This is a genomic window from Flavobacterium sp. AK-345 (assembly GCF_058310175.1).
Genome location: NZ_JBZEER010000003.1, coordinates 494,905 through 516,772 on the forward strand (window position 1 = coordinate 494,905; position 21,868 = coordinate 516,772).

Consider the following 21,868-nt stretch of genomic DNA (forward strand, 5'->3'; position numbering starts at 1 on the left):
CATGAGTAACCGTAATTACAATATCTATTTTCATACACATACCGTAAGCGGAATCGTTATTAGTGTAGTTCTTTTTGTGATTTTCTTCGCAGGATCTTTTTCTTTTTTTAGAGATGAAATCATCAATTGGGAAAGAAGCGAATCTACTTCAAATACAAAAGAAATTAAATTAAACTACAGCACAGCTTTAGATACACTTGACAAAAAATATGTTTTACACGGAAGAAACATTACGATTTCTAAACCAAGTACAGAAAGAAGAGTTGCTGTTTATTTAGAAGGTACCAAAGATACTTTGGCTCCAGCTAAACAAAAAGAAGGAACTTTTTTTTATCTGGACACTCAAAATTACAAGTCATTCACTTATGAAGAATCTTATTCTTTAGGTGAATTTTTATACCGTTTGCACTTTTTGGCGCAAATACCTTATCCTGTTGGGTATTATCTTTCAGGATTTATTGCTTTATTCTTTTTGTTTGCAATCATAACGGGTGTTTTATTACATTGGAAAAAAATTGTATCCAACTTTTATGTTTTCCGCCCAAAGGAAAAACTAAAAACATTGTGGACAGATGCTCACACAGCATTAGGAATGATTGGTTTGCCTTTTCAGTTTGTATATGCCGTAACAGGAGCTTTTTTTATGATTAAACTCTTGATCGTTGCTCCCGCTGTAATGGCTTTATACAAAGGCGATCAGGATAAATTATATAAAGAATTGGAGTATAAAGATCCTGAGTATAAATTTGGTAATAAAAAATTAGCAACACCTTTTAATATCGATCAGTTGGTGGCAAAAGCAAAAAGCAATTGGTCAGATTTTGAAATTACACGTATTTTCATCCAAAATTATGGTGATGCGAATATGCATGTTGTTGTAGAAGGTGAAATGCCACACGATAAAAAATTCACAGGAGTTGGAAAAGTAATTTACCGTATTGCTGACGGAAAAGAAATCGCCAGAAAAAATCCTATTACGGAAAACAATTATTTAGATGTTGTAAAAAACGTATTATATCGCATCCATTTTGGTGATTATGGAGGTTATCCATTAAAAATTGTGAGTTTCATTTTAGGAATTATCACTTGTTTTGTAATCATTTCAGGTGTTATGATTTGGTTGGTTGCAAGACAAAAAAACAATATGCCCGAAAAGAAAAGACGTTTCAATGCAGCTGTTGTCCGCATTTATCTGGCTATTTGTTTAAGTATGTACCCTATAACTGCCTTGGCTTTTATTGCTGCTAAAGTTTTTCATCCATTAAGTCAATCTAATTTATTTACACTTTATTTTGGCGGATGGCTGTTGCTTGCGGTCTTTTTTATCATTAAAAAAAATGATGACTTCACGAATAAATTTTGTTTGATTTCAGGAAGTATTTTAGGATTTTTAATTCCAATTGCAAATGGAATTGTTTCCGGAGATTGGTTTTGGAATTCTTTTATACAAAATCATATTCAGGTTTTTGTTATAGATGTTTTTTGGATTGTTCTTGCCTCGATATCACTTTATGTTGCTTATCATTTAAAACCTAAAACTGTCACAAAAAACTAAAAACACTACAAATTATTTGCCCCTTATGGATTAACCGTATACATTTACGCTTTTATTCAAAATGGGATTCAAAAAGAAAATACGTTTTATACACAAATGGCTCGGATTAATTTCCGGGCTTATTGTTTTTATTGTCAGCATTACCGGCTGTATTTTTTGCTTTCATGACGAAATAAAAGATATTACACGAAAAGAATGGCGTTTGGTAGAACCTCAAAACAAACCATTTTTAATGCCTTCGGTTCTACAGGAAAAAGCCAAAGCAATTCTTCCGAATTATAAATCAAGTATGGTTTCTTATTACGGAAAAAGTCGATCTGCAATTGTTTATACCTATTCTGACACTGAAAATTTATATTTGTACTTTAATCCATACACCGGAAAATATTTAAAAACAGAAAATCCGGAAACCGACTTTTTTATTATTGTCGAATACATTCATTTGTACCTACTTCTGCCCGATTATATTGGCAAGCATATTGTTGGTGGCACAACAATCATCTTTATTCTTTTACTTATAACGGGAATAATTCAATGGTGGCCAAAACGAAAAAGTGATATTAAAAGAAGCTTCTCCGTAAAATGGTCAGCCAAATGGCGTCGTGTAAACTACGATTGGCACAATACATCGGGGTTTTACATTTCGATTATCGCTGTTATTATTGCTATTACAGGTTTAACTTTCACTTATGAATGGGTTGGTGATGGAATTTACAAAACTTTCAATTTTGGCGGAGATAAAGCTTTAGAAACAAAAGCACCAACAATAGACACAACAAAATTCAAAGCAAATAAAATGATCGCTACGGATCGTGCTTTTACACAAACAATGAAGTTGCAGCCAACAGCCGAAATGTTTTATGTAACAACTCCGCAACAAAAAGGTGATATTATTAATACCGGAGCTTACCCGCATACTTTACGATACGATCATCAGACTAATTACTATTTTCATCCTGAAAATGGAGAATTAATACAAAGCGAGCCTTACGATAAAAAAAGTTTAGGTTTACAAGTAGTCGAAATGAATTATGGCATTCATACAGGACAAATTTTAGATTTACCGGGAAAAATTATTGCTTTTACAGCAAGTTTAATTGCAGCAGCTTTGCCAGTCACGGGTTTTGTAATTTGGTACGGACGAAGAAAAAAGAGCTGTAAAAAATTGAAGGCATAAAAAAAACCGCTCGTAAAAGCGGTTTTGTAAACTATAGTAAAAATTACCTTAGTTTCTATTTGCTAAAGCATTCTTTTGTAAATTTTTAACTGATGCTACCTGGCTGTTTTCAAAAGCCACTTCGCAAAGATTATTCGCATTAAAGAAAATCCATTTTCCAGTTTTCATTCCGTTTGTATATTCTCCAACGGCAAGTTTATTTCCTTTTTCGTCATAAGATACCCAAGCACCATCTAATTTACCATCTTTATAGAAACCTTCTTGTTGTACTCTGCCGTTATCATAATAATAAGTAGCTTTTACTTTGTTTCCAACAGCTTCTAATTCTGGTTTTACCTCTTGTGCAACTAAAATTCCAGAGAACATCATTGCAACTAAAATCACACACTTTTTCATATCTTTAGGTTTTAATGTTATCAAATCGTTATCAAATATAATTAATTGTTTACATTAAACAAACTTTTACTTAACAATTTGGTAACATTGAGTAAAAACTTAACATTGGAAATTAGATACATACAAAAAAACCAGTGCTGAGACACTGGTTTTACTGGTTTTTTATAAAAAATATAAATTCACGATAACGTTGTAAATTTGACACTAAATTACTTTAATAATGCATCCAACTGCGTTTGAAGGTCTTGAGAAGAGGGTCTGTCAGCATCTGAATTTAAAATATTACCCTTTGGATCAATTAAAATAAATCTCGGAATTCCGGTTACTTCATAACTTGTTACAAACTCTGATTTCCATTCGTTATCAGAAAATAACTGAATTCCGCCTAATTGCTTATCTGTTACAAACTTTTTCCATTTATCATGATCTTTAGGAACATCAACAGAAATGCTTACAAACTCAATATTTTTGCCATGATATTTTTCTTCTATTTTTTGCAAATAAGGAATCTCAGCTCTACAAGGTCCACACCAGGTTGCCCAAAGATCAATATAAACATACTTTCCTTTTAAATCAGAGAGTTTTGTTTTTCCTCCTTTATGATTTTCATAATCAAATATTACAGAAGGTTTTCCGTTCAGCTTTTTAGCTTTTGATGTTCTTTCATAATCTTGTACGGCATATTGATTAAATTCTTCAAAAGATCTTTTCAAAGCCGCTTTAAATTCAGGATCATAATCTCCTTTTTCGATATTTTCCAGATCCGTTTTTTTCTTTGTTTCTAATGATGCTGCAAATTCGGCTGCTTCTTTACCAGAAGCTTCATTAATAAACTTTTCGTTTGATAAAGCATATTGCGCAAGAAAGTTACTTTCATTTACTCCTTTACCTTTATATACAATCGTTTCATCAAATTCTTTGGCATTCATTGTCAGATTTACTTCAGAATTTGGTTTTAAATAAAAATTAGATGATTCTACACCATCAGAAAACATATAAAATCCTTTTGGAGCCTCGAAATTGGCAACAAATAATTCTTTTTTATTAATGGGAATTATTTGTTTAAAATTATTCGCTCCTTTAATTACTAAGGTATCGCTATTTCTATTGGTAATTTTGGCCGTAAAAGCAATTTGACTTTTGGCTTGACCTATAATATTCATAGTGCTCAAAATCAACATTCCGGAAACGAAAAATTTCTTCATATACATTAAAGTTTGTTTTTAGTAATTCAAATCTAAAGAAATTCATGGTTTGAAATTTAACAATTAACAAAATATTTCAAATTATTGAACATCAAGTTATCACTTTACTATATTATTTTGAATTTTGTGTTTACTTTTGCAGTCTAAAATTTAGATCATGTATAGAAGTCATAATTGCGGCGAGTTAAACGCTTCAAATATTAATACCGAGGTTACACTTGCAGGTTGGGTTCAAAAATCACGCGATAAAGGATTTATGAATTGGGTTGATTTACGCGACCGTTACGGAATTACGCAACTTATTTTCGACGAAAGCCGTTCTGATAAAAATGTTTTTGAACTGGCAAAAACACTTGGTAGAGAGTTTGTGATTCAGGTAAAAGGAACTGTTATTGAGCGTGAAGCCAAAAACAAAAATATTCCGACTGGTGAAATCGAAATTTTAGTAACCGAATTAACAATTTTAAATGCAGCATTAACGCCTCCATTTACAATTGAAGATGAAACTGATGGCGGTGAAGATATCAGAATGAAATATCGTTATTTAGATATTCGTCGTAATCCTGTAAAAAACAGTTTATTATTCCGTCATAAAGTAGCGATGGAAGTTCGTAAATATCTATCTGATTTAGATTTCTGCGAAGTTGAAACGCCATACTTAATTAAATCGACTCCGGAAGGTGCAAGAGATTTCGTTGTTCCAAGTAGAATGAACGAAGGACAATTTTATGCCTTGCCACAATCTCCACAAACTTTCAAACAACTTTTGATGGTTGGTGGAATGGATAAATATTTTCAAATCGTAAAATGTTTCCGTGATGAAGATTTACGTGCAGACCGTCAGCCTGAGTTTACACAAATCGATTGTGAAATGGCATTTGTAGAACAAGAAGACATTTTGAATGTTTTTGAAGGTTTGACAAGACATTTACTAAAAGAAATTAAAGGTATCGAAGTAGATAAATTTCCTAGAATTACCTACGATTATGCCATGAAAACATATGGAAATGACAAACCGGACATTCGTTTCGGAATGGAATTTGGAGAATTAAACGAATTTGCAAAACACAAAGACTTTCCTGTATTCAACGCCGCAGAATTAGTAGTTGGAATTGCAGTTCCGGGAGCAGGAAATTATACCCGTAAAGAAATTGACGGATTAATTGACTGGGTAAAACGCCCGCAAGTTGGAGCATCAGGAATGGTGTATTCAAAATGTAATGACGACGGAACTTTTAAATCATCTGTAGATAAATTTTACGATCAGGACGATTTAGCACAATGGGCAAAAATTACTGGAGCAAAACCCGGAGATATGATTTTTGTACTTTCAGGCCCTGCTGATAAAACTCGTGGACAGCTTTCTGCGCTTCGTATGGAATTAGCAACCCGTTTAGGATTGCGTAAACCAGAAGAATTTGCACCTTTATGGGTTGTAGATTTTCCATTATTAGAGCTTGACGAAGAAAGTGGCCGTTATCATGCAATGCACCACCCGTTTACGTCTCCAAAACCAGAAGACATGCATTTGTTGGAAACTGAACCGGGAAAAGTTCGTGCAAACGCTTATGATATGGTTTTAAACGGAAATGAAATTGGTGGAGGTTCTATTCGTATTCACGATAAAGCTACACAACAATTGATGTTTAAATATTTAGGTTTTACCGAGGATGAAGCAAAAGCACAATTTGGCTTCTTAATGGATGCGTTTCAATTTGGAGCACCGCCACACGGAGGTCTGGCTTTTGGTTTAGACAGATTAGTTGCCATTTTAGGAGGACAAGAAACTATTAGAGATTTTATTGCTTTCCCAAAAAACAATTCAGGTCGAGATGTAATGATTGATGCACCAGCCAAAATTGATGATGCTCAATTAAAAGAACTACATATTAAAGTAGATACAATATAATTTTCGAAAGAAATTAAAATAAAAAACTGCAACTTAAAAAATAGTTGCAGTTTTTTTATGCTTGATAATGAAGCAATACCTATTTTAAAGGAGAAACACGATTTGTAAACTTAAGATTGATGATGAGAAAGCGAATTGTTCTATTAAAAAAATAATTTTGAAGATAATTTAAAAATTTCCTACTTTTTATTCTTACAATAAATGATTCTCAATTAAAGCATATCCATATGTAAATTGATGCAATATAAATAGCGAAAACACTGTGAATCAATAATTTTTACAAAAAATTAACACCTTATTGTCTTTTGTATGAATTTATATGTTACATTTGCTACATTATAAATTATTATTACAATTACAATGCGTACAGGTACAGTAAAATTTTTCAATGAATCTAAAGGTTATGGATTCATTACAGACGAAGAAACAGGAAAAGATATCTTCGTTCACGCTTCAGGAATTAACGCGGAAGAATTACGCGAAGGTGACCGTGTAAGCTATGAAGAAGAAGAAGGAAGAAAAGGGAAAGTTGCTGCTAAAGTAGCAGTAATCTAAGAAAAATATAGCAATTTATTTTTTTTGCCTCTGAATGGTTTTAAAACGTCTCGATTAATTTCGAGACGTTTTTTTTTGCTCAAATCTTAAAAAAAACATAAAATAGGTTCTTGTTATTTATAATCAATAAAAATTACAAACAATCACCCTTTTGTTACCCACTTAAATCCTTTTTTAGCTTGTGATTTACAGAGTTGAAAGCTATCTTTGTGGCTCATTTTTTAAGTAAAAAACCCCCAAGATTATGCAATCTGATCAATACAGTTATCTTCCTATTTTAATGCAGTTTATTTTAGCTGTAGGTTTTGTGGTAGGAACCATCATTGTTTCTGGAAAATTAGGTCCAAAAAGAACTTCAGAAGTTAAAGATAAAAACTTTGAGTGCGGTATCGAATCTGTTGGTAACGCCCGTATTCCTTTTTCTGTAAAATACTTCTTAGTAGCCATTTTGTTTGTATTGTTTGATGTAGAGGTAATTTTCCTTTATCCTTGGGCAGTAAACTTTAAAGAACTTGGTGTTGAGGGAATGCTTAAAATGATTGTCTTTATGGCTTTGCTTTTAGTTGGCTTCTTCTATATCATCAAAAAGAAAGCTTTAGACTGGGAATAATAATTTATGATTTCAGAAATTTATGATTTCAGATTTTAAATTTTAGATTGTTTTGATTTAGAATTTTAGATTTGAAAAAATAAGTTTCTTTAAAATATAATCGATTTTTAAAATTGATTTCGATTTTCAGGTTTACAAAATCTAAAATCAGAAATCTAAAATCTAAAATAAAATGAGCGATTCAAATGTAAATATGGTTGCAGCGCCAGAAGGAGTTGTAGGAGAAGGTTTCTTCGCTACAAAACTAAATGATGTTGTAGGTTTAGCAAGAGCCAATTCATTATGGCCTTTGCCTTTTGCAACTTCATGCTGTGGTATCGAATTCATGGCCACAATGGCTTCACACTACGATTTAGCACGATTTGGTTCTGAGCGTGTGAGTTTTTCTCCTCGTCAGGCAGATATGTTGCTGGTAATGGGAACTATTTCTAAAAAAATGGCACCTATCTTAAGACAAGTTTACGAACAAATGTCTGAACCTCGCTGGGTAATTGCAGTTGGAGCTTGTGCTTCATCAGGCGGAATCTTCGATACTTATTCTGTTTTACAAGGAATTGATAAAGTAATTCCTGTTGACGTTTACGTTCCGGGATGCCCTCCAAGACCAGAACAAATTGTTGATGGAGTAATGAAACTTCAGGAATTGGTAAAAAGCGAATCTGTGAGACGCAGAAGTTCTCCAGAATACCAAGAATTACTAGCTTCATATAACATTTCATAAGATGGCTTTAGAAAATACCCTAATTCAAGATAAACTTATAGAAACATTTGACACAAGTGTTTTTAACTTTCAACAAGAAAGAGATATTTTTTCACTAGAAACTACTGCTGACAAAATCACAGCCTTGATTCTTTTTTTGAAAAACGATTCTGATTTACGATTCCATTTTTTAACCGATTTATGCGGTGTTCATTATCCGGACAACGAAACAGATCGTCAGTTTGCAATAGTATATCATTTGCACAATTGGTACGAAAACAAACGTATTAGAATCAAAGTATTCTTAAACGGTGAAAAACCAGAGATAAAAACCATTTCAAATATTTTCCTAAGTTCAAATTGGATGGAAAGAGAAACATACGATTTCTATGGGATCAACTTTATTGGACATCCGCAATTGAAACGTATTTTGAATATGGATGAAATGATATCGTTCCCAATGCGAAAAGAATTCCCAATGGAAGACAGCGGAAGAACAGATAAGGATGACAGATTCTTTGGAAGAACAACAACAAATTGCTAAAAAATAAATAATTCAACATTATAAAATGTCAGAACTATTATTACCACCAGAGCATAGATATGCTAAAATAATAAAGGAGAAACTAAACGAAGACGGAAGCGAGCTTTCTGTACTAAATTTAGGGCCAACGCACCCAGCTACACATGGTATTTTTCAAAATATCCTGTTGATGGATGGAGAAAGAATCCTTGAGGCTGAACCAACTATTGGTTACATTCACAGAGCTTTCGAGAAAATTGCCGAAAATCGTCCTTTTTATCAAATTACGCCACTTACAGACCGTATGAACTATTGCTCCTCTCCTATAAACAATATGGGTTGGTGGATGACATTAGAAAAATTACTTAATATAGAAGTTCCTAAAAGAGCTCAATATTTAAGAGTAATTGTAATGGAGCTGGCACGTATTACAGACCACTTAATCTGTAACTCGATTCTTGGTGTTGATACTGGTGCGTATACAGGTTTCTTGTACGTTTTTCAATTTAGAGAAAAAGTTTACGAGATTTACGAAGAAATTTGTGGTGCTCGTTTAACAACAAATATGGGAAGAATTGGTGGTTTCGAAAGAGATTGGTCACCAGAAGCATTCCGCAAATTAGATGTGTTTTTACAAGATTTCCCTGTCGCTTGGCAAGAATTTGTAAACTTATTCGAAAGAAACAGAATTTTCCTTGATAGAACCGTAGACGTAGGTGCAATCTCAGCAGAGCAAGCAATGGCTTACGGATTTACAGGTCCAAACTTACGTGCTGCCGGAGTTGATTACGACGTTCGTGTTGCACAGCCTTACTCTTCTTACGAGGATTTCGATTTTGCTGTTCCTGTTGGAAAATCAGGTGACACTTATGATCGTTTCTGTGTACGTAACGCTGAAGTTTGGGAAAGTTTAAGCATTATTCGTCAAGCGTTGGATAAAATGCCGGCAGGAAACGAATATCATGCAGAAGTTCCAGATTACTACCTTCCTCCAAAAGAAGATGTTTACACTTCTATGGAATCTTTAATTTATCACTTTAAGATCGTAATGGGAGAAGTTCCTGTACCAGTTGCAGAAATCTATCATCCTGTTGAAGGTGGAAACGGAGAAATCGGATTTTATCTGGTTACAGACGGAAGCAGAACTCCATATAGATTACATTTCAGAAGACCTTGCTTTATTTATTACCAGGCATATCCTGAAATGATTAAAGGTTCTTTACTATCAGATGCAATTGTTATCCTTTCGAGTTTAAATGTAATTGCAGGAGAATTAGACGCCTAAAGAATTGTAGAGTTTAGATTTTAGAATGTAGATTGGAAAACCTAAACTAAACATTAAGAATTGAAGAATTCAGATTGGAAAATCTAAAAACTAATAAAAGATTGCAGAATGTAGATTATAGGTTGCAGATTGAAAAATCTAAAATCAGAAATCTAAAATCTAAAATTAAGAATGGAAAGAAAACATTACAAACAAGAAATAAACATGACTGAAGCATTGATGACCCGCATCAATGAATTGATCAGTCATTATCCTGAAGACAAAAGAAAATCAGCTTTGTTGCCTGTTTTGCACGAAGTGCAGGACGCACACGACAACTGGCTAAGTACTGAGTTGCAGGATAAGGTTGCTGAAATTTTGCACATCAAACCAATTGAGGTTTACGAAGTGGTTACTTTTTATACCATGTACAACCAAAAACCAATTGGAAAATACATGTTCGAATTCTGCCAGACTTCTTGTTGTTGTTTAAATGGTGCCGAAAATTTAATGGATTATACTTCTGAAAAATTAGGCATTAAAATGGGAGAAACAACTCCAGATGGAATGTTTACCATTGCCGGAGTAGAATGTTTAGGTGCTTGCGGATATGCTCCGATGATGCAATTAGGCGATTTCTACAAAGAAAAATTGACAGAAGAAAAAATCGATCAGTTAATTGCTGATTGCAGAGATGATAAAATAATATTACACGATAAATAATATGTCACAAAAAATATTATTAGATAAAATCAATATTCCAGGAATTAAAACCTACGAAGTATATCGCCAAAATGGTGGTTATGCTTCTGTAGAAAAAGCTTTGAAAACACTTACGCCAGACGAAGTTGTTGAAGAAGTAAAAAAATCAGGACTTCGTGGTCGTGGTGGTGCAGGTTTCCCTGCCGGAATGAAATGGAGTTTTATTGATAAAAAATCAGGAAAACCAAGACATTTAGTTTGCAACGCCGACGAATCTGAACCAGGAACTTTTAAAGATCGTTATTTGATGGAATTTATTCCTCACTTATTGATCGAAGGAATGATTACTTCAAGTTTTGCCTTAGGCGCTAACTTATCCTATATCTACATTCGTGGAGAATATATGTGGGTTTTCAAAATATTAGAAAGAGCGATCGCCGAAGCTAAAGCTGCCGGTTGGTTAGGAAAAAATATATTAGGAACAGGTTACGATTTAGAACTTCATGTTCACTGTGGAGCCGGAGCTTATATTTGTGGAGAAGAAACTGCACTTATTGAATCTTTGGAAGGTAAAAGAGGAAACCCTCGTATTAAACCGCCATTCCCGGCAGTTTCAGGACTTTGGGCAAATCCAACAGTGGTAAACAACGTTGAAACTATCGCAACTGTGCCTTGGATCATCAACAATTCTGGTGATGATTATGCTAAAATCGGAATTGGACGTTCAACGGGAACTAAATTAATTTCTGCTTCAGGACACATTAAAAATCCTGGTGTTTATGAAATTGAATTAGGATTGAGTGTTGACGAATTCATGAATTCTGATGAGTATTTAGGAGGAATGTCTTCTAGCAGACCTTTGAAAGCGTTTGTACCCGGAGGATCTTCAGTGCCAATTTTGCCAGCTGAATTAATTTTCAAAACAGCAAATGGTGAAGATCGTTTAATGACTTACGAATCTTTAAGTGATGGTGGTTTTGCTACCGGATCGATGTTAGGTTCAGGAGGATTTATCGTTTACAATGATACTGCTTGTGTAGTAAGAAACACTTGGAATTTTGCACGTTTTTACCACCACGAATCTTGTGGACAATGTACACCTTGTCGTGAAGGAACAGGCTGGTTAGAAAAAATATTGTGGAGAATCGAAAACGGTCAAGGTCGCGAAGAAGATATCGAATTATTGTGGAGTATTCAAAGTAAAATCGAGGGTAATACCATTTGTCCGCTTGGTGACGCAGCTTCCTGGCCGGTAGCAGCAGCTATTCGTCATTTTAGAGATGAATTTGAATACCATGTTCGTTTTCCTGAAAAAATAAAAAATAGAGATCACTTTGTTGCTGAACCTTTCTCGCAAGTGAAACATTTAGTAGGCGGTAAAGTAATCGTATAAAAAATATAAGCAGAAAGTTATAAAGTTAATAATATAAAAAAGGACAGCAATTCTTTTCAATATTCCGACTTTCAACATTCAAATCAATAAGAGATGAAAGTAACCATAGACGGTCAAAGTATAGACGTAGAGCCAGGAACAACGATTCTACAGGCTGCACGTATGATTGGTGGAGATTTGGTACCGCCAGCCATGTGCTATTACTCAAAATTAAAAGGCAGCGGCGGTAAATGTCGTTGTTGTTTAGTTGAAGTTTCTAAAGGAAGCGAAGCTGACCCAAGACCAATGCCAAAATTAATGGCATCTTGTGTAACAGGATGTATGGACGGAATGGAAGTAAACAGCAAATCTTCTGACAGAGTAACGGAAGCCCGTAAATCTGTAACAGAATTTTTATTGATCAATCACCCATTAGATTGCCCAGTTTGTGATCAGGCCGGTGAATGTGATTTACAAAACTTAAGTTTCGAGCACGGAAATCCGAAATCACGTTTTATAGAAGAAAAAAGAACATTCGAACCAGAAGATATTGGTCCGAATATTCAATTGCATATGAACCGTTGTATTTTATGTCAAAGATGTGTACAAGTTGCAGATCAGTTGACTGACAATAGAGTACATGGAGTATTAGATCGTGGAGATCATGCTAATATTTCTACTGGTATCTCAAAAGCTATTGATAATGAGTTTTCTGGAAATATGATCGATGTTTGCCCGGTTGGAGCATTGACCGATAAAACTTTCCGTTTCAAATCAAGAGTTTGGTTCAATAAACCTTATAATGCTCACAGAGAATGTACAACTCCGGGATGTTGTGGAAAAACAACAGTTTGGATGTTTGGAGGAGAAATTCAGCGTGTAACTGGTCGTAAAGACGAGTATCATGAAGTGGAAGAATTCATTTGCAACTCTTGTCGTTTTGATCATAAAAATGTAAACGATTGGACAATTGAAGGACCAAGAGAATTTGAAAAAGATTCTGTTATCAACCAAAATAACTACACTCAAAAATTAGAGAAAGTAGAAATCGATACTGAAAAAACTATCCTTATGGGTAGAGACATAGACCGTAAAAAAATTAGTATGGCTGAAATTCCATTAAACACTAACAACAAAATTTCTTAATGATGGTAGATGGTACGTTTATTATAGAGAAAAGTGTTGTAATTGTTGTGGTTTTTGCCATAACAATGATCATGGCAATGTATTCTACCTGGGCTGAACGTAAAGTTGCGGCTTTTCTTCAGGATCGTGTAGGACCAAACCGCGCCGGATGGGGAGGGTTATTACAACCGCTTGCAGATGGTATGAAATTATTCTCAAAAGAAGAGTTTTTTCCAAACACACCTAACAAATTTTTATTTGTTGTAGGACCGGCAATTGCCATGAGTACAGCTTTAATGACAAGTGCGGTAATTCCTTGGGGAGACAAATTACACATTTTTGGTCGTGATGTTCTTTTACAAGCAACTGATATTAATATTGGTATTCTATATATTTTTGGAGTACTTTCTATTGGAGTTTATGGCATCATGATTGGTGGATGGGCTTCTAACAATAAATTCTCTTTAATGGGAGCTGTTCGTGCAGCATCTCAAATGGTTTCTTACGAAGTCGCAATGGGATTATCAATGATTGCTTTGTTGATGATGACCGGAACTTTAAGTTTAAGAGAAATTTCTCTTCAACAACAAGAAATGAACTGGAACGTATTTTACCAACCTTTATCTTTCTTGATTTTCCTGATTTGTTCGTTTGCAGAAACTAACAGAACTCCTTTTGATTTAGCAGAATGTGAAAATGAATTAATTGGAGGTTATCACACAGAATATTCATCCATGAAAATGGGATTTTATTTATTTGCTGAATACGCCAGTATGTTTATCTCAGCAACTATAATTTCTGTATTGTTTTTCGGAGGATATAATTATCCTGGAATGCAATATTTAGTTGAGCATGTTGGAGTAAATTTTGCTAACCTTTTAGGAATCGCAGTATTATTTGCAAAAATATGTTTCTTCATATTCTTTTATATGTGGGTACGCTGGACAATTCCAAGATTTAGATACGATCAATTAATGAATTTAGGGTGGAGAATTTTGATTCCGCTTTCAATTATTAATATCATGATTACGGGTGCTGTTATTTTGAGACACGATATAGCTGCCGCTTTAGGATTCTAAAACCGTATTGTCAGCTTCAAATAAAAATAAATAGATTTAGAATTTGATTTTACCGTCAAATTGCGAATCGTAAATCATACATTATAAAATGTCAATAGAAACTATATCATTATCAGGTAGAAAAAAGATGGTCTCTAATAAAGAGATGACTTTTTGGGAGCGATTGTATCTTGTGGCGATTGTGAAAGGATTATATATCACCCTTAAACATTTATTCAGAAAAAAAGTGACGATTCACTATCCTGAGCAAGTGCGTGAAATGAGTCCGGTTTATCGTGGTCAACACCAATTGAAACGTGATGAGCAAGGTCGTGAAAATTGCACCGCTTGTGGATTATGTGCTTTATCATGTCCTGCAGAAGCTATAACAATGAAGGCTGCTGAACGTAAAGCTGATGAAAAACATTTGTATAGAGAAGAAAAATACGCATCTATATATGAAATTAATATGTTGCGTTGTATTTTTTGTGGTTTATGTGAAGAAGCATGTCCAAAAGATGCAATTTACCTGACTACTTCAAAAGTTTTGGTTCCATCAAGTTATGAAAGAGAAGACTTTATTTTTGGAAAAGACAGATTAGTGATGCCTCTTGATGTGGCAATCAAAAATGCCCAACTTAATAATGCTAATTAAATGATACATATTCCTGATTTTGCACACGCAACAACTGTACAAATTATATTTTGTTTCTTAGCGTTTATTACGGTAATCACCGCTTTCCTGACTATTTTTAGCAGAAACCCAATTCACAGTGCTATTTATTTAGTGATTTGTTTTTTCTCGATTGCTGGTCACTATTTACTATTAAATGCTCAATTTTTAGCTATAGTACATCTTATAGTTTATTCCGGAGCAATTATGATTTTGTTCCTGTTTACGATTATGTTGATGAATCTTAACGAACGCCATCAAGTACACAGACCTAGAATTACACGTTTAGGCGCAATTGTGTCTTTCTGTTTGATTTGCATTGTATTGATTGCAATTTTCATTAATTCAAAACCAATTGTTGGTGATTACGATTCGACTGGAGAAGATTTCCAATCTATTAAAGTATTGGGTAAAATATTGTTGAATGAATATATGGTTCCGTTTGAATTTGCTTCAGTTTTACTTTTAGTAGCGATGATTGGAACTGTACTATTGTCTAAAAAAGAAAAATTAAATAAATAATGGGTAATATATTAAATCAAATAGGTATTGAAAACTACATCTTTTTAAGTGTTGTACTTTTCTGTATTGGTGTTTTTGGTGTATTGTATAGACGAAATGCAATCATTGTATTCATGTCTATCGAAATCATGTTGAATGCTGTTAACCTTTTATTTGTTGCTTTTTCAACTTATCATCAAGATGCGCAAGGACAAGTTTTTGTATTCTTCTCGATGGCAGTTGCTGCGGCAGAAGTTGCAGTTGGATTGGCTATTTTAGTTTCGATCTTTAGAAATTTAGGTTCGATTAGTATCGATAATTTAAAAAATTTAAAAGGATAAATGGAAATGGATACCAATTTAGCTTTAGTTTTAGTATTAGCTCCTTTTTTAGGATTTTTAATCAATGTTTTCTTTGGAAAAACTTTAGGAAAAACAGCTTCCGGAATTATTGGAACTGTTTCTGTTTTAGTTTCTTTTCTTGTTACAATTTTCTTTTTCAATCAACTTACTCAAACTGAAAAAGCCATTCAAATAACTTTATTTGACTGGATTCAGATCAGTAACTTACATATCAATCTTGGATTTTTATTAGATCAACTATCTCTGCTTTGGTTGCTTTTTGTAACAGGTATTGGATCTTTGATTCATTTATATTCTATTAGTTATATGCATGATGATGAAAATATGCACAAATTTTTTGCTTATTTAAATCTGTTCGTGTTTTTCATGATTACTCTTGTAATTGGAAGTAACTTACTAGTTTTATTCATTGGTTGGGAAGGTGTTGGACTTTGCTCGTATTTATTAATTGGATTTTGGTATAAAAACCAAAGTTACAATGATGCTGCGAAAAAAGCTTTCATCATGAACAGAATTGGAGATTTAGGTTTATTAATCGGAATGTTCATTATTGGTTCAATGTTCTCAACTTTAGATTATGCTACTTTAAAAACTGCAATTGCGGGAGCAACAAATTTAAATTTACCATTGCTTTCATTGGCTGCATTATGCTTGTTTATTGGAGCTTGTGGTAAATCTGCACAAATTCCGTTATACACTTGGCTGCCTGATGCGATGGCAGGACCAACTCCGGTTTCAGCATTAATTCACGCTGCAACCATGGTTACTGCCGGTATTTTTATGGTAACGAGATTAAACTTTGTATTTGATTTAGCTCCGGATGTTCAAACTGTTATTGCTGTTATTGGCGCTATCACTTCATTAGTTGCCGCAACAATTGGTTTAGTTCAAACAGATATTAAAAAGGTTTTGGCCTACTCAACCGTTTCTCAATTAGGATTAATGTTTTTGGCCTTAGGATTTGGTGCTTATGAAGTAGCTGTTTTTCATGTAATCACGCATGCTTTCTTTAAAGCTTGTTTGTTCTTAGGTTCAGGATCTGTAATTCACGGTTTACACGGAGAACAAGATATGCGCAAAATGGGTGGATTGCGTAAAGCAATGCCAATCACTTTTTGGACAATGTTAATTTCATCATTAGCAATTTCAGGAGTTCCGTTTTTCTCAGGTTTCTTTTCAAAAGATGAAATCTTAATGACAGCTTTCCACCATAGTATTCCATTATATGTGGTTGGATCTATTGCTTCAATCATGACGGCTTTTTATATGTTTAGATTAATGTTTTTAACTTTCTTTAAAGATTTTAGAGGAACTGAAGAACAAAAACATCATTTACATGAAAGTGACGGTTTAATTACTTTCCCTTTAATGATCCTTGCAGTCTTAGCTACTTTTGGCGGATTAATTAGTTTGCCTGGAAACAGTTGGTTAAACGAATATTTGGCTCCACTTTTTACAAAAGCTGCAGGTGAAGAGCATCATTTGGGAACAACAGAATATACCTTAATGGGAGTTGCTGTTTTAGGTGGATTGTTAGGGATTTTAATTGCCTACATCAAATACTTCAAACAAGATAATGTTCCTGAAGCAGATGAAAACATTACTGGTTTAACAAAAGTACTTTACAACAAATATTATGTTGATGAAATTTACGACGCAATATTTGTTCGTTCTATAAACGGATTATCAAGATTCTTTAGAGATACTATCGAAACAGGTCTATCATCACTTGTTTTCGGATTAGGAAAAGTAACCAATGAAATAGGTTTTCAAGGTAAAAAATTACAAAACGGAAGCATCGGATTATATCTTTTTGCCTTTGTTTTAGGTCTTTGCGCCATTGTTTCCTATATATTTTTAGCTAAATAATTTAACAACTATGAACGTTTCTCTTATATTAATTATTCTTTTAATTGGTGCATTTGCCACTTATTTTGTTGGTGACAAACTAGCTTCAAAAGTTGCTTTGTTCTTTAGTTTAGCGGCTTTAGGCTGTTCTTTAGTATTGTTAAGTCATTTTAATGCAGGCGAAAACATTAGTTTTATCAACGCCTGGATTACACAACCTAAAATTTCATTCGTTTTAAATGCTGACGGATTAGCAATTGCAATGCTTTTGTTAACTGTTGCACTAACACCAATCATTATATTTTCCTCTTTTGGAAATGAATATAAAAATGCAAAAGGTTTCTATGCATTAATTTTATTTATGGCCTTTGCCATGACAGGAACTTTCCTTGCGGCAGATGGACTTTTATATTATATTTTTTGGGAATTATCACTTATTCCTATATATTTTATTGCCCTTATTTGGGGGAATGGTGATGCTGAAGAACGCAGAAAAGCAGTTGTCAAATTCTTTATTTACACGCTTGCAGGATCTTTATTCATGTTGATTGCTTTTATCTATTTATATACAAAAGCAAAAAGCTTCCTTATCGAAGATTTATACAAGTTGAATTTATCTGCTTGTGAGCAATTCTGGATTTTCCTTGCTTTCTTTTTAGCTTATGCTATTAAAATTCCAATCATTCCATTTCATACATGGCAGGCAAGCGTTTACCAGAAAGCACCAACAGTTGGAACAATGCTTTTATCTGGTATTATGCTAAAAATGGGATTATACAGTGTTATTCGTTGGCAATTGCCAATTGCGCCACTTGCTGCAAAAGAATACATGAATATTTTTATAGCTTTAGGAATTGCTGGTGTTATTTACGGATCAATCGTTGCTTTAAGACAAAAAGATTTAAAGAAATTATTAGCTTATTCATCATTAGCGCACGTTGGGTTAATTGCTGCCGGAACTTACACTTTAACAATTGACGGTTTACGCGGAGCAGTTTTACAAATGATTGCACACGGTTTTGTTGTAGTTGGTTTATTCTTTGCTGCTGAGATTATCTTTAGAAGATTTGAAACTAGAGAAATTGACGCAATGGGCGGAATTCGTATTCAATCTCCTAAATTTACTTCAATGTTTTTGATTTTGGTTTTAGCGTCAGTTGCTTTACCAAGTACTTTTAACTTCGTTGGAGAATTTACCGTTTTATATAGCCTTTCTCAAATTAATGTGTGGTTTGCTGTTTTAGGCGGAACAACAATTATTTTAGGAGCTTATTATATGCTTAAAATGTTTCAAAATGTAATGTTGGGAGAAACAAATTCTAAAACTTTTGCAGATGTTTCTGTTAATGAAGGAATATCATTTCTAGTAATTATTGCGGTTTTAATATTCTTCGGATTTTATCCAAAACCAATTACAGATTTGATAACGCCAAGTTTAGAAACTATTTTAAACGTTATCAATAAAAATTAAAGTTTAGAATAAGATTAACGTTTTTTGATCTCAGATTTTATCTGACAATTAAAGTTAAGTTCATTATCGAAAGAAATTAAAAATATATTTTAAATAAAAATAAATTAGGGCGTCATTAGTTTTAGATTTCCTAAATCAAAAAAACAAAAATGAATACATTAATAGCTATAACAGGATTGGGTATTTTCTGCCTATTATTTGAAATTCTTAATTTAAGAAAAGCCATTATTCCATTTACGATAATTGGATTACTGGCTGTTTTGGCACTTAATTTTTCAGAATTCGGCACAACAGAAAGTTATTATAATAACATGATTACAGTGAGTAAATTCTCTACTGCTTTTTCATCGTTGTTTATTATTCTGACCATTTTCCTGGTAGCGCTAAGTCATAATTTTTATGAAAACCATCCCACTAAAATCTCAGATTTTATTGCTATAAAAATATTTTTATTAGCTGGTGGTGTAGCAATGGTTTCTTTTGGCAATCTGGCTATGTTTTTCTTAGGAATCGAAATTCTATCTATTGCATTATATGTTTTAGCAGCGAGTGACCGTTTGAATTTAAAGAGTAACGAAGCTGGTATGAAATACTTTTTGATGGGATCTTTTGCATCAGGAATTATTTTATTTGGAATTTGTTTGATCTACGGAGCAATGGGAAGTTTTGATGTTGCCGAAATTCACGAAAGTTCATTATCTGCAGAATTACCAATCTGGTTTCCTATCGGAATGATCTTGATGATTATTGGTATGTTCTTTAAAATAGCAGCAGTTCCATTTCACTTTTGGGCTCCGGATGTTTATGAAGGTTCTCCTGCCCTGACAACTGCTTTGATGAGCACACTTGCAAAAGTTATTGCCATTGCAACATTATACAAATTAATTGAAGGATTGAATTTAATTCCGTCGCTTGAAAATCAGGAACTTTTAGGAACCTTTGAAAATATCGTCGTAATTGTATCTATTGCATCAATGACTGTTGGAAACATTATGGCATTACGCCAGGTAAATGTAAAACGTATGCTGGCATTCTCAGGAATTTCGCATGCCGGTTTCATGTTGATGACTTTCTTGAGTATTTCAACTTCTGCGGGTGTACTATTATATTATACTGCAGCCTACGCTTTAGCGGGAATTGCATCTTTTAGTGTTATCTTATATGTTTGCAAAAATCAGGATAACGAAGATATTACCAACTTCCACGGTCTTGGAAAAACGAATCCATTATTGGCTGCTATTTTAACAGGATCATTGTTATCTATGGCTGGTATTCCAATTTTTTCAGGTTTTTTTGCTAAATTATTCTTGTTTGACCAAACGATTCAGGCTGGTTATATAGCATTGGTAATTGTAGCAGTTATTAATTCAATTATTAGTGTTGGATATTATTTTAAACTAATTCTGGCAATGTATTCTAAAGAAGCTAACGAAGAACGTACAGGAAAACCATTTCTTATATATGCTGTTGCTGTAATCTCTATTGCATTAAACATTGTACTTGGATTATTTCCTTCATTAGTTTTAGATTTATTGAGATAAAAAATTCATTAAAAAACATATAGAAAATCCATTCTCTTAACGAATGGATTTTTTATTTTAAGATGAATTTATTCCGAAGAAAAAATCATGTTAAAAAAAATCAAGAACTAATAGCACATCAAAAAAACTCCATATATTTGGGATCAATTAAATGTATTAAAATATGAACTTCAATTCAAAAAATCCATTTTTAAGCAACAAGCGTTTTTCATCAAATGCTGTGTCAAAAGCTGAAGAGGTACACCAAGCACAAATTATTGATTACAATCAGGAAATGAGTGTTTCGGGTACAATCAATAAAACAGCTATTTTATTTTTAATTTTATGCGGAGCTGCTATGGTAACATGGTGGATGGCGTTTAACGGAATTAATATTATGCTGCCAGCGATTGGTGGTGCCGTTGTTGGACTTATTTTAGTTGTAATTTCTGCATTTAAACCACATCTTTCTCCTTATTTGGCTCCCGGATATGCCTTGTTTGAGGGACTATTTATTGGAGGTATATCCGCTATTTTTGAAGCAATGTATCCTGGAATTGTGATTAACGCTGTTGGTGCAACTTTAGTTACTTTTTTAGTTTGCTTAGGTTTATATAAATTTAGAATCGTAAAAGTAACAGAACAATTCAAGTCAGTAGTGGTTGCCGCTACATTAGCAATAGCAACTTATTATTTAATTTCATGGCTGGTATCTATGTTTACAAGCTTTACTCCTGTACATCATGGAAATTCTATGATGAGTATTGGAATTAGTGTTTTTGTTATTATTATTGCTGCTTTGAACTTATTTTTAGACTTTGATCAAATTGAAAAAGGAGTACAGCAAAGAATGCCAAAATTTATGGAATGGTACGGTGCAATGGGTTTAATGGTAACATTAGTTTGGTTATACATTGAATTTTTAAGATTATTATCAAAATTATCCAGTAAAGACTAATCTCTTTTTTAATCATAAAATCTAAGGCCTTTTTGAAAATTCAAAAAGGCCTTTTTTATTGCAAAATATTAGTTCTCCACATCTTTTTTTAATTGAAATTATGTTGTGAATTAACTTTTCACAATACTATTATCAATAAAGTTTTTAACGCCAAAAAGCAAAACTCCATTCTTGTTTATCAAAATTTAAGTCAAAATTGAGACAAAAAACTCATTGAAGTTATACTATTTAAAACAAATTAACAGTCTTTTTCTTTACTTTATTCCTTTTCTTTTATTACTCTAAAATCTCCTATTTATAATTAAAATAATTTGATTATAAAATTTAACCCGTACTTAAAAGTGTAGTAAAAATAATACTTAAGCAATATTTTTCATATTATGT

21 protein-coding genes are annotated in these 21,868 nt (G+C 33.1%); 19 read left to right on the forward strand and 2 right to left on the reverse strand.

All coding sequences use genetic code 11. The features are described 5' to 3' along the window. The first annotated feature begins 1 nt into the window (after position 1). Entirely contained in the window at positions 2 to 1,555 is a 1,554-nt protein-coding gene (locus tag AC4FQ3_RS09025; RefSeq protein WP_491181640.1) for a PepSY-associated TM helix domain-containing protein, read from the forward strand. 61 nt (positions 1,556 to 1,616) lie between these two features. Further along, the gene (locus AC4FQ3_RS09030; protein WP_491181641.1) at positions 1,617 to 2,732 is read left to right on the forward strand and encodes a PepSY-associated TM helix domain-containing protein; all 1,116 of its coding nucleotides are present in this window, start codon (positions 1,617 to 1,619) and stop codon (positions 2,730 to 2,732) included. 48 nt (positions 2,733 to 2,780) lie between these two features. On the opposite strand, the gene AC4FQ3_RS09035 is transcribed toward AC4FQ3_RS09030, so the two are convergent. Together AC4FQ3_RS09035 and AC4FQ3_RS09040 are read right to left on the reverse strand one after the other, a co-directional pair. After that, positions 2,781 to 3,128, reverse strand: a complete 348-nt coding sequence (locus tag AC4FQ3_RS09035; RefSeq protein WP_042563260.1) for a toxin-antitoxin system YwqK family antitoxin — start codon at positions 3,126 to 3,128, stop codon at positions 2,781 to 2,783. A gap of 209 nt (positions 3,129 to 3,337) precedes the next feature. Beyond that, positions 3,338 to 4,333: a TlpA family protein disulfide reductase gene (locus AC4FQ3_RS09040; RefSeq protein WP_042563259.1), complete on the reverse strand. Its 996-nt coding sequence runs from the start codon at positions 4,331 to 4,333 to the stop codon at positions 3,338 to 3,340. 157 nt (positions 4,334 to 4,490) lie between these two features. Here AC4FQ3_RS09040 and aspS point away from each other — a divergent pair, with 157 nt between their 5' ends. The 17 genes from aspS to AC4FQ3_RS09125 all read left to right on the forward strand — a co-directional run bounded on the left by aspS (position 4,491) and on the right by AC4FQ3_RS09125 (position 21,484). After that, positions 4,491 to 6,242 (forward strand): aspartate--tRNA ligase, encoded by a 1,752-nt coding sequence (gene aspS / locus AC4FQ3_RS09045; protein ID WP_491181642.1) that lies wholly within the window; start codon positions 4,491 to 4,493, stop codon positions 6,240 to 6,242. A 360-nt stretch (positions 6,243 to 6,602) separates the two neighbouring features. Then, a complete protein-coding gene (locus AC4FQ3_RS09050) occupies positions 6,603 to 6,797 on the forward strand; it encodes a cold-shock protein (protein ID WP_007137066.1) in 195 nt (64 codons plus the stop codon). Positions 6,798 to 7,041: 244 nt separating this feature from the next. After that, positions 7,042 to 7,407 (forward strand): NADH-quinone oxidoreductase subunit A, encoded by a 366-nt coding sequence (locus tag AC4FQ3_RS09055; protein ID WP_042563257.1) that lies wholly within the window; start codon positions 7,042 to 7,044, stop codon positions 7,405 to 7,407. Positions 7,408 to 7,579: 172 nt separating this feature from the next. Continuing rightward, the gene (locus AC4FQ3_RS09060) at positions 7,580 to 8,128 is read left to right on the forward strand and encodes an NADH-quinone oxidoreductase subunit B (protein ID WP_042563256.1); all 549 of its coding nucleotides are present in this window, start codon (positions 7,580 to 7,582) and stop codon (positions 8,126 to 8,128) included. A gap of 1 nt (position 8,129) precedes the next feature. Continuing rightward, positions 8,130 to 8,651 carry an NADH-quinone oxidoreductase subunit C gene (locus AC4FQ3_RS09065; RefSeq protein ID WP_491181643.1) on the forward strand — a complete coding sequence of 174 codons (522 nt, stop codon included), beginning with the start codon at positions 8,130 to 8,132 and terminating at the stop codon, positions 8,649 to 8,651. A 25-nt stretch (positions 8,652 to 8,676) separates the two neighbouring features. Next, complete coding sequence (locus AC4FQ3_RS09070; protein ID WP_042563254.1) at positions 8,677 to 9,915, forward strand: NADH-quinone oxidoreductase subunit D; 1,239 nt, start codon at positions 8,677 to 8,679, stop codon at positions 9,913 to 9,915. A gap of 171 nt (positions 9,916 to 10,086) precedes the next feature. After that, a complete protein-coding gene (locus AC4FQ3_RS09075; RefSeq protein ID WP_026982598.1) occupies positions 10,087 to 10,617 on the forward strand; it encodes a complex I 24 kDa subunit family protein in 531 nt (176 codons plus the stop codon). A gap of 1 nt (position 10,618) precedes the next feature. Then, positions 10,619 to 11,989 (forward strand): NADH-quinone oxidoreductase subunit NuoF, encoded by a 1,371-nt coding sequence (nuoF, locus tag AC4FQ3_RS09080; RefSeq protein WP_491181644.1) that lies wholly within the window; start codon positions 10,619 to 10,621, stop codon positions 11,987 to 11,989. A 93-nt stretch (positions 11,990 to 12,082) separates the two neighbouring features. Continuing rightward, a complete protein-coding gene (locus tag AC4FQ3_RS09085; protein WP_042563252.1) occupies positions 12,083 to 13,114 on the forward strand; it encodes an NADH-quinone oxidoreductase subunit G in 1,032 nt (343 codons plus the stop codon). Beyond that, positions 13,114 to 14,172, forward strand: coding sequence for an NADH-quinone oxidoreductase subunit NuoH (gene nuoH, locus AC4FQ3_RS09090; RefSeq protein WP_491181645.1), 1,059 nt, complete (start codon positions 13,114 to 13,116; stop codon positions 14,170 to 14,172). Before AC4FQ3_RS09085 ends, nuoH begins: the two co-directional genes overlap by 1 nt. An 88-nt stretch (positions 14,173 to 14,260) precedes the next feature. Next, positions 14,261 to 14,806, forward strand: a complete 546-nt coding sequence (locus tag AC4FQ3_RS09095; protein WP_042563251.1) for a NuoI/complex I 23 kDa subunit family protein — start codon at positions 14,261 to 14,263, stop codon at positions 14,804 to 14,806. Beyond that, positions 14,807 to 15,346: an NADH-quinone oxidoreductase subunit J family protein gene (locus AC4FQ3_RS09100; RefSeq protein ID WP_042563250.1), complete on the forward strand. Its 540-nt coding sequence runs from the start codon at positions 14,807 to 14,809 to the stop codon at positions 15,344 to 15,346. Then, on the forward strand, positions 15,346 to 15,666 hold the full coding sequence (gene nuoK, locus AC4FQ3_RS09105) for an NADH-quinone oxidoreductase subunit NuoK (protein WP_026982591.1): 321 nt from the start codon (positions 15,346 to 15,348) through the stop codon (positions 15,664 to 15,666). Before AC4FQ3_RS09100 ends, nuoK begins: the two co-directional genes overlap by 1 nt. Before the next feature lie 6 nt (positions 15,667 to 15,672). Further along, on the forward strand, positions 15,673 to 17,556 hold the full coding sequence (nuoL, locus tag AC4FQ3_RS09110) for an NADH-quinone oxidoreductase subunit L (protein WP_491181646.1): 1,884 nt from the start codon (positions 15,673 to 15,675) through the stop codon (positions 17,554 to 17,556). Positions 17,557 to 17,566: 10 nt separating this feature from the next. Continuing rightward, entirely contained in the window at positions 17,567 to 19,006 is a 1,440-nt protein-coding gene (locus AC4FQ3_RS09115) for a complex I subunit 4 family protein (RefSeq protein ID WP_491181647.1), read from the forward strand. A gap of 149 nt (positions 19,007 to 19,155) precedes the next feature. Further along, positions 19,156 to 20,547, forward strand: a complete 1,392-nt coding sequence (locus AC4FQ3_RS09120) for an NADH-quinone oxidoreductase subunit N (protein ID WP_042563248.1) — start codon at positions 19,156 to 19,158, stop codon at positions 20,545 to 20,547. Positions 20,548 to 20,710: 163 nt separating this feature from the next. Continuing rightward, the gene (locus tag AC4FQ3_RS09125; protein WP_042563247.1) at positions 20,711 to 21,484 is read left to right on the forward strand and encodes a Bax inhibitor-1/YccA family protein; all 774 of its coding nucleotides are present in this window, start codon (positions 20,711 to 20,713) and stop codon (positions 21,482 to 21,484) included. Positions 21,485 to 21,868 lie beyond the last annotated feature (384 nt).

Excerpts from the sequence above, each read along its gene's own strand:
- AC4FQ3_RS09065 (WP_491181643.1), top strand. The coding sequence starts at position 8,130 with ATGGCTTTAGAAAATACCCTAATTCAAGATAAACTTATAGAAACATTT.
- AC4FQ3_RS09095 (WP_042563251.1), top strand. The coding sequence starts at position 14,261 with ATGTCAATAGAAACTATATCATTATCAGGTAGAAAAAAGATGGTCTCT.
- AC4FQ3_RS09040 (WP_042563259.1), bottom strand. The coding sequence starts at position 4,333 with ATGAAGAAATTTTTCGTTTCCGGAATGTTGATTTTGAGCACTATGAAT.
- AC4FQ3_RS09115 (WP_491181647.1), top strand. The coding sequence starts at position 17,567 with ATGAACGTTTCTCTTATATTAATTATTCTTTTAATTGGTGCATTTGCC.
- AC4FQ3_RS09100 (WP_042563250.1), top strand. The coding sequence starts at position 14,807 with ATGATACATATTCCTGATTTTGCACACGCAACAACTGTACAAATTATA.
- AC4FQ3_RS09125 (WP_042563247.1), top strand. The coding sequence starts at position 20,711 with ATGAACTTCAATTCAAAAAATCCATTTTTAAGCAACAAGCGTTTTTCA.
- AC4FQ3_RS09085 (WP_042563252.1), top strand. The coding sequence starts at position 12,083 with ATGAAAGTAACCATAGACGGTCAAAGTATAGACGTAGAGCCAGGAACA.
- AC4FQ3_RS09120 (WP_042563248.1), top strand. The coding sequence starts at position 19,156 with ATGAATACATTAATAGCTATAACAGGATTGGGTATTTTCTGCCTATTA.
- AC4FQ3_RS09070 (WP_042563254.1), top strand. The coding sequence starts at position 8,677 with ATGTCAGAACTATTATTACCACCAGAGCATAGATATGCTAAAATAATA.
- nuoF (WP_491181644.1), top strand. The coding sequence starts at position 10,619 with ATGTCACAAAAAATATTATTAGATAAAATCAATATTCCAGGAATTAAA.
- AC4FQ3_RS09075 (WP_026982598.1), top strand. The coding sequence starts at position 10,087 with ATGGAAAGAAAACATTACAAACAAGAAATAAACATGACTGAAGCATTG.
- nuoK (WP_026982591.1), top strand. The coding sequence starts at position 15,346 with ATGGGTAATATATTAAATCAAATAGGTATTGAAAACTACATCTTTTTA.
- nuoH (WP_491181645.1), top strand. The coding sequence starts at position 13,114 with ATGATGGTAGATGGTACGTTTATTATAGAGAAAAGTGTTGTAATTGTT.
- aspS (WP_491181642.1), top strand. The coding sequence starts at position 4,491 with ATGTATAGAAGTCATAATTGCGGCGAGTTAAACGCTTCAAATATTAAT.
- AC4FQ3_RS09050 (WP_007137066.1), top strand. The coding sequence starts at position 6,603 with ATGCGTACAGGTACAGTAAAATTTTTCAATGAATCTAAAGGTTATGGA.
- AC4FQ3_RS09030 (WP_491181641.1), top strand. The coding sequence starts at position 1,617 with ATGGGATTCAAAAAGAAAATACGTTTTATACACAAATGGCTCGGATTA.
- AC4FQ3_RS09060 (WP_042563256.1), top strand. The coding sequence starts at position 7,580 with ATGAGCGATTCAAATGTAAATATGGTTGCAGCGCCAGAAGGAGTTGTA.
- AC4FQ3_RS09035 (WP_042563260.1), bottom strand. The coding sequence starts at position 3,128 with ATGAAAAAGTGTGTGATTTTAGTTGCAATGATGTTCTCTGGAATTTTA.
- nuoL (WP_491181646.1), top strand. The coding sequence starts at position 15,673 with ATGGATACCAATTTAGCTTTAGTTTTAGTATTAGCTCCTTTTTTAGGA.
- AC4FQ3_RS09055 (WP_042563257.1), top strand. The coding sequence starts at position 7,042 with ATGCAATCTGATCAATACAGTTATCTTCCTATTTTAATGCAGTTTATT.
- AC4FQ3_RS09025 (WP_491181640.1), top strand. The coding sequence starts at position 2 with ATGAGTAACCGTAATTACAATATCTATTTTCATACACATACCGTAAGC.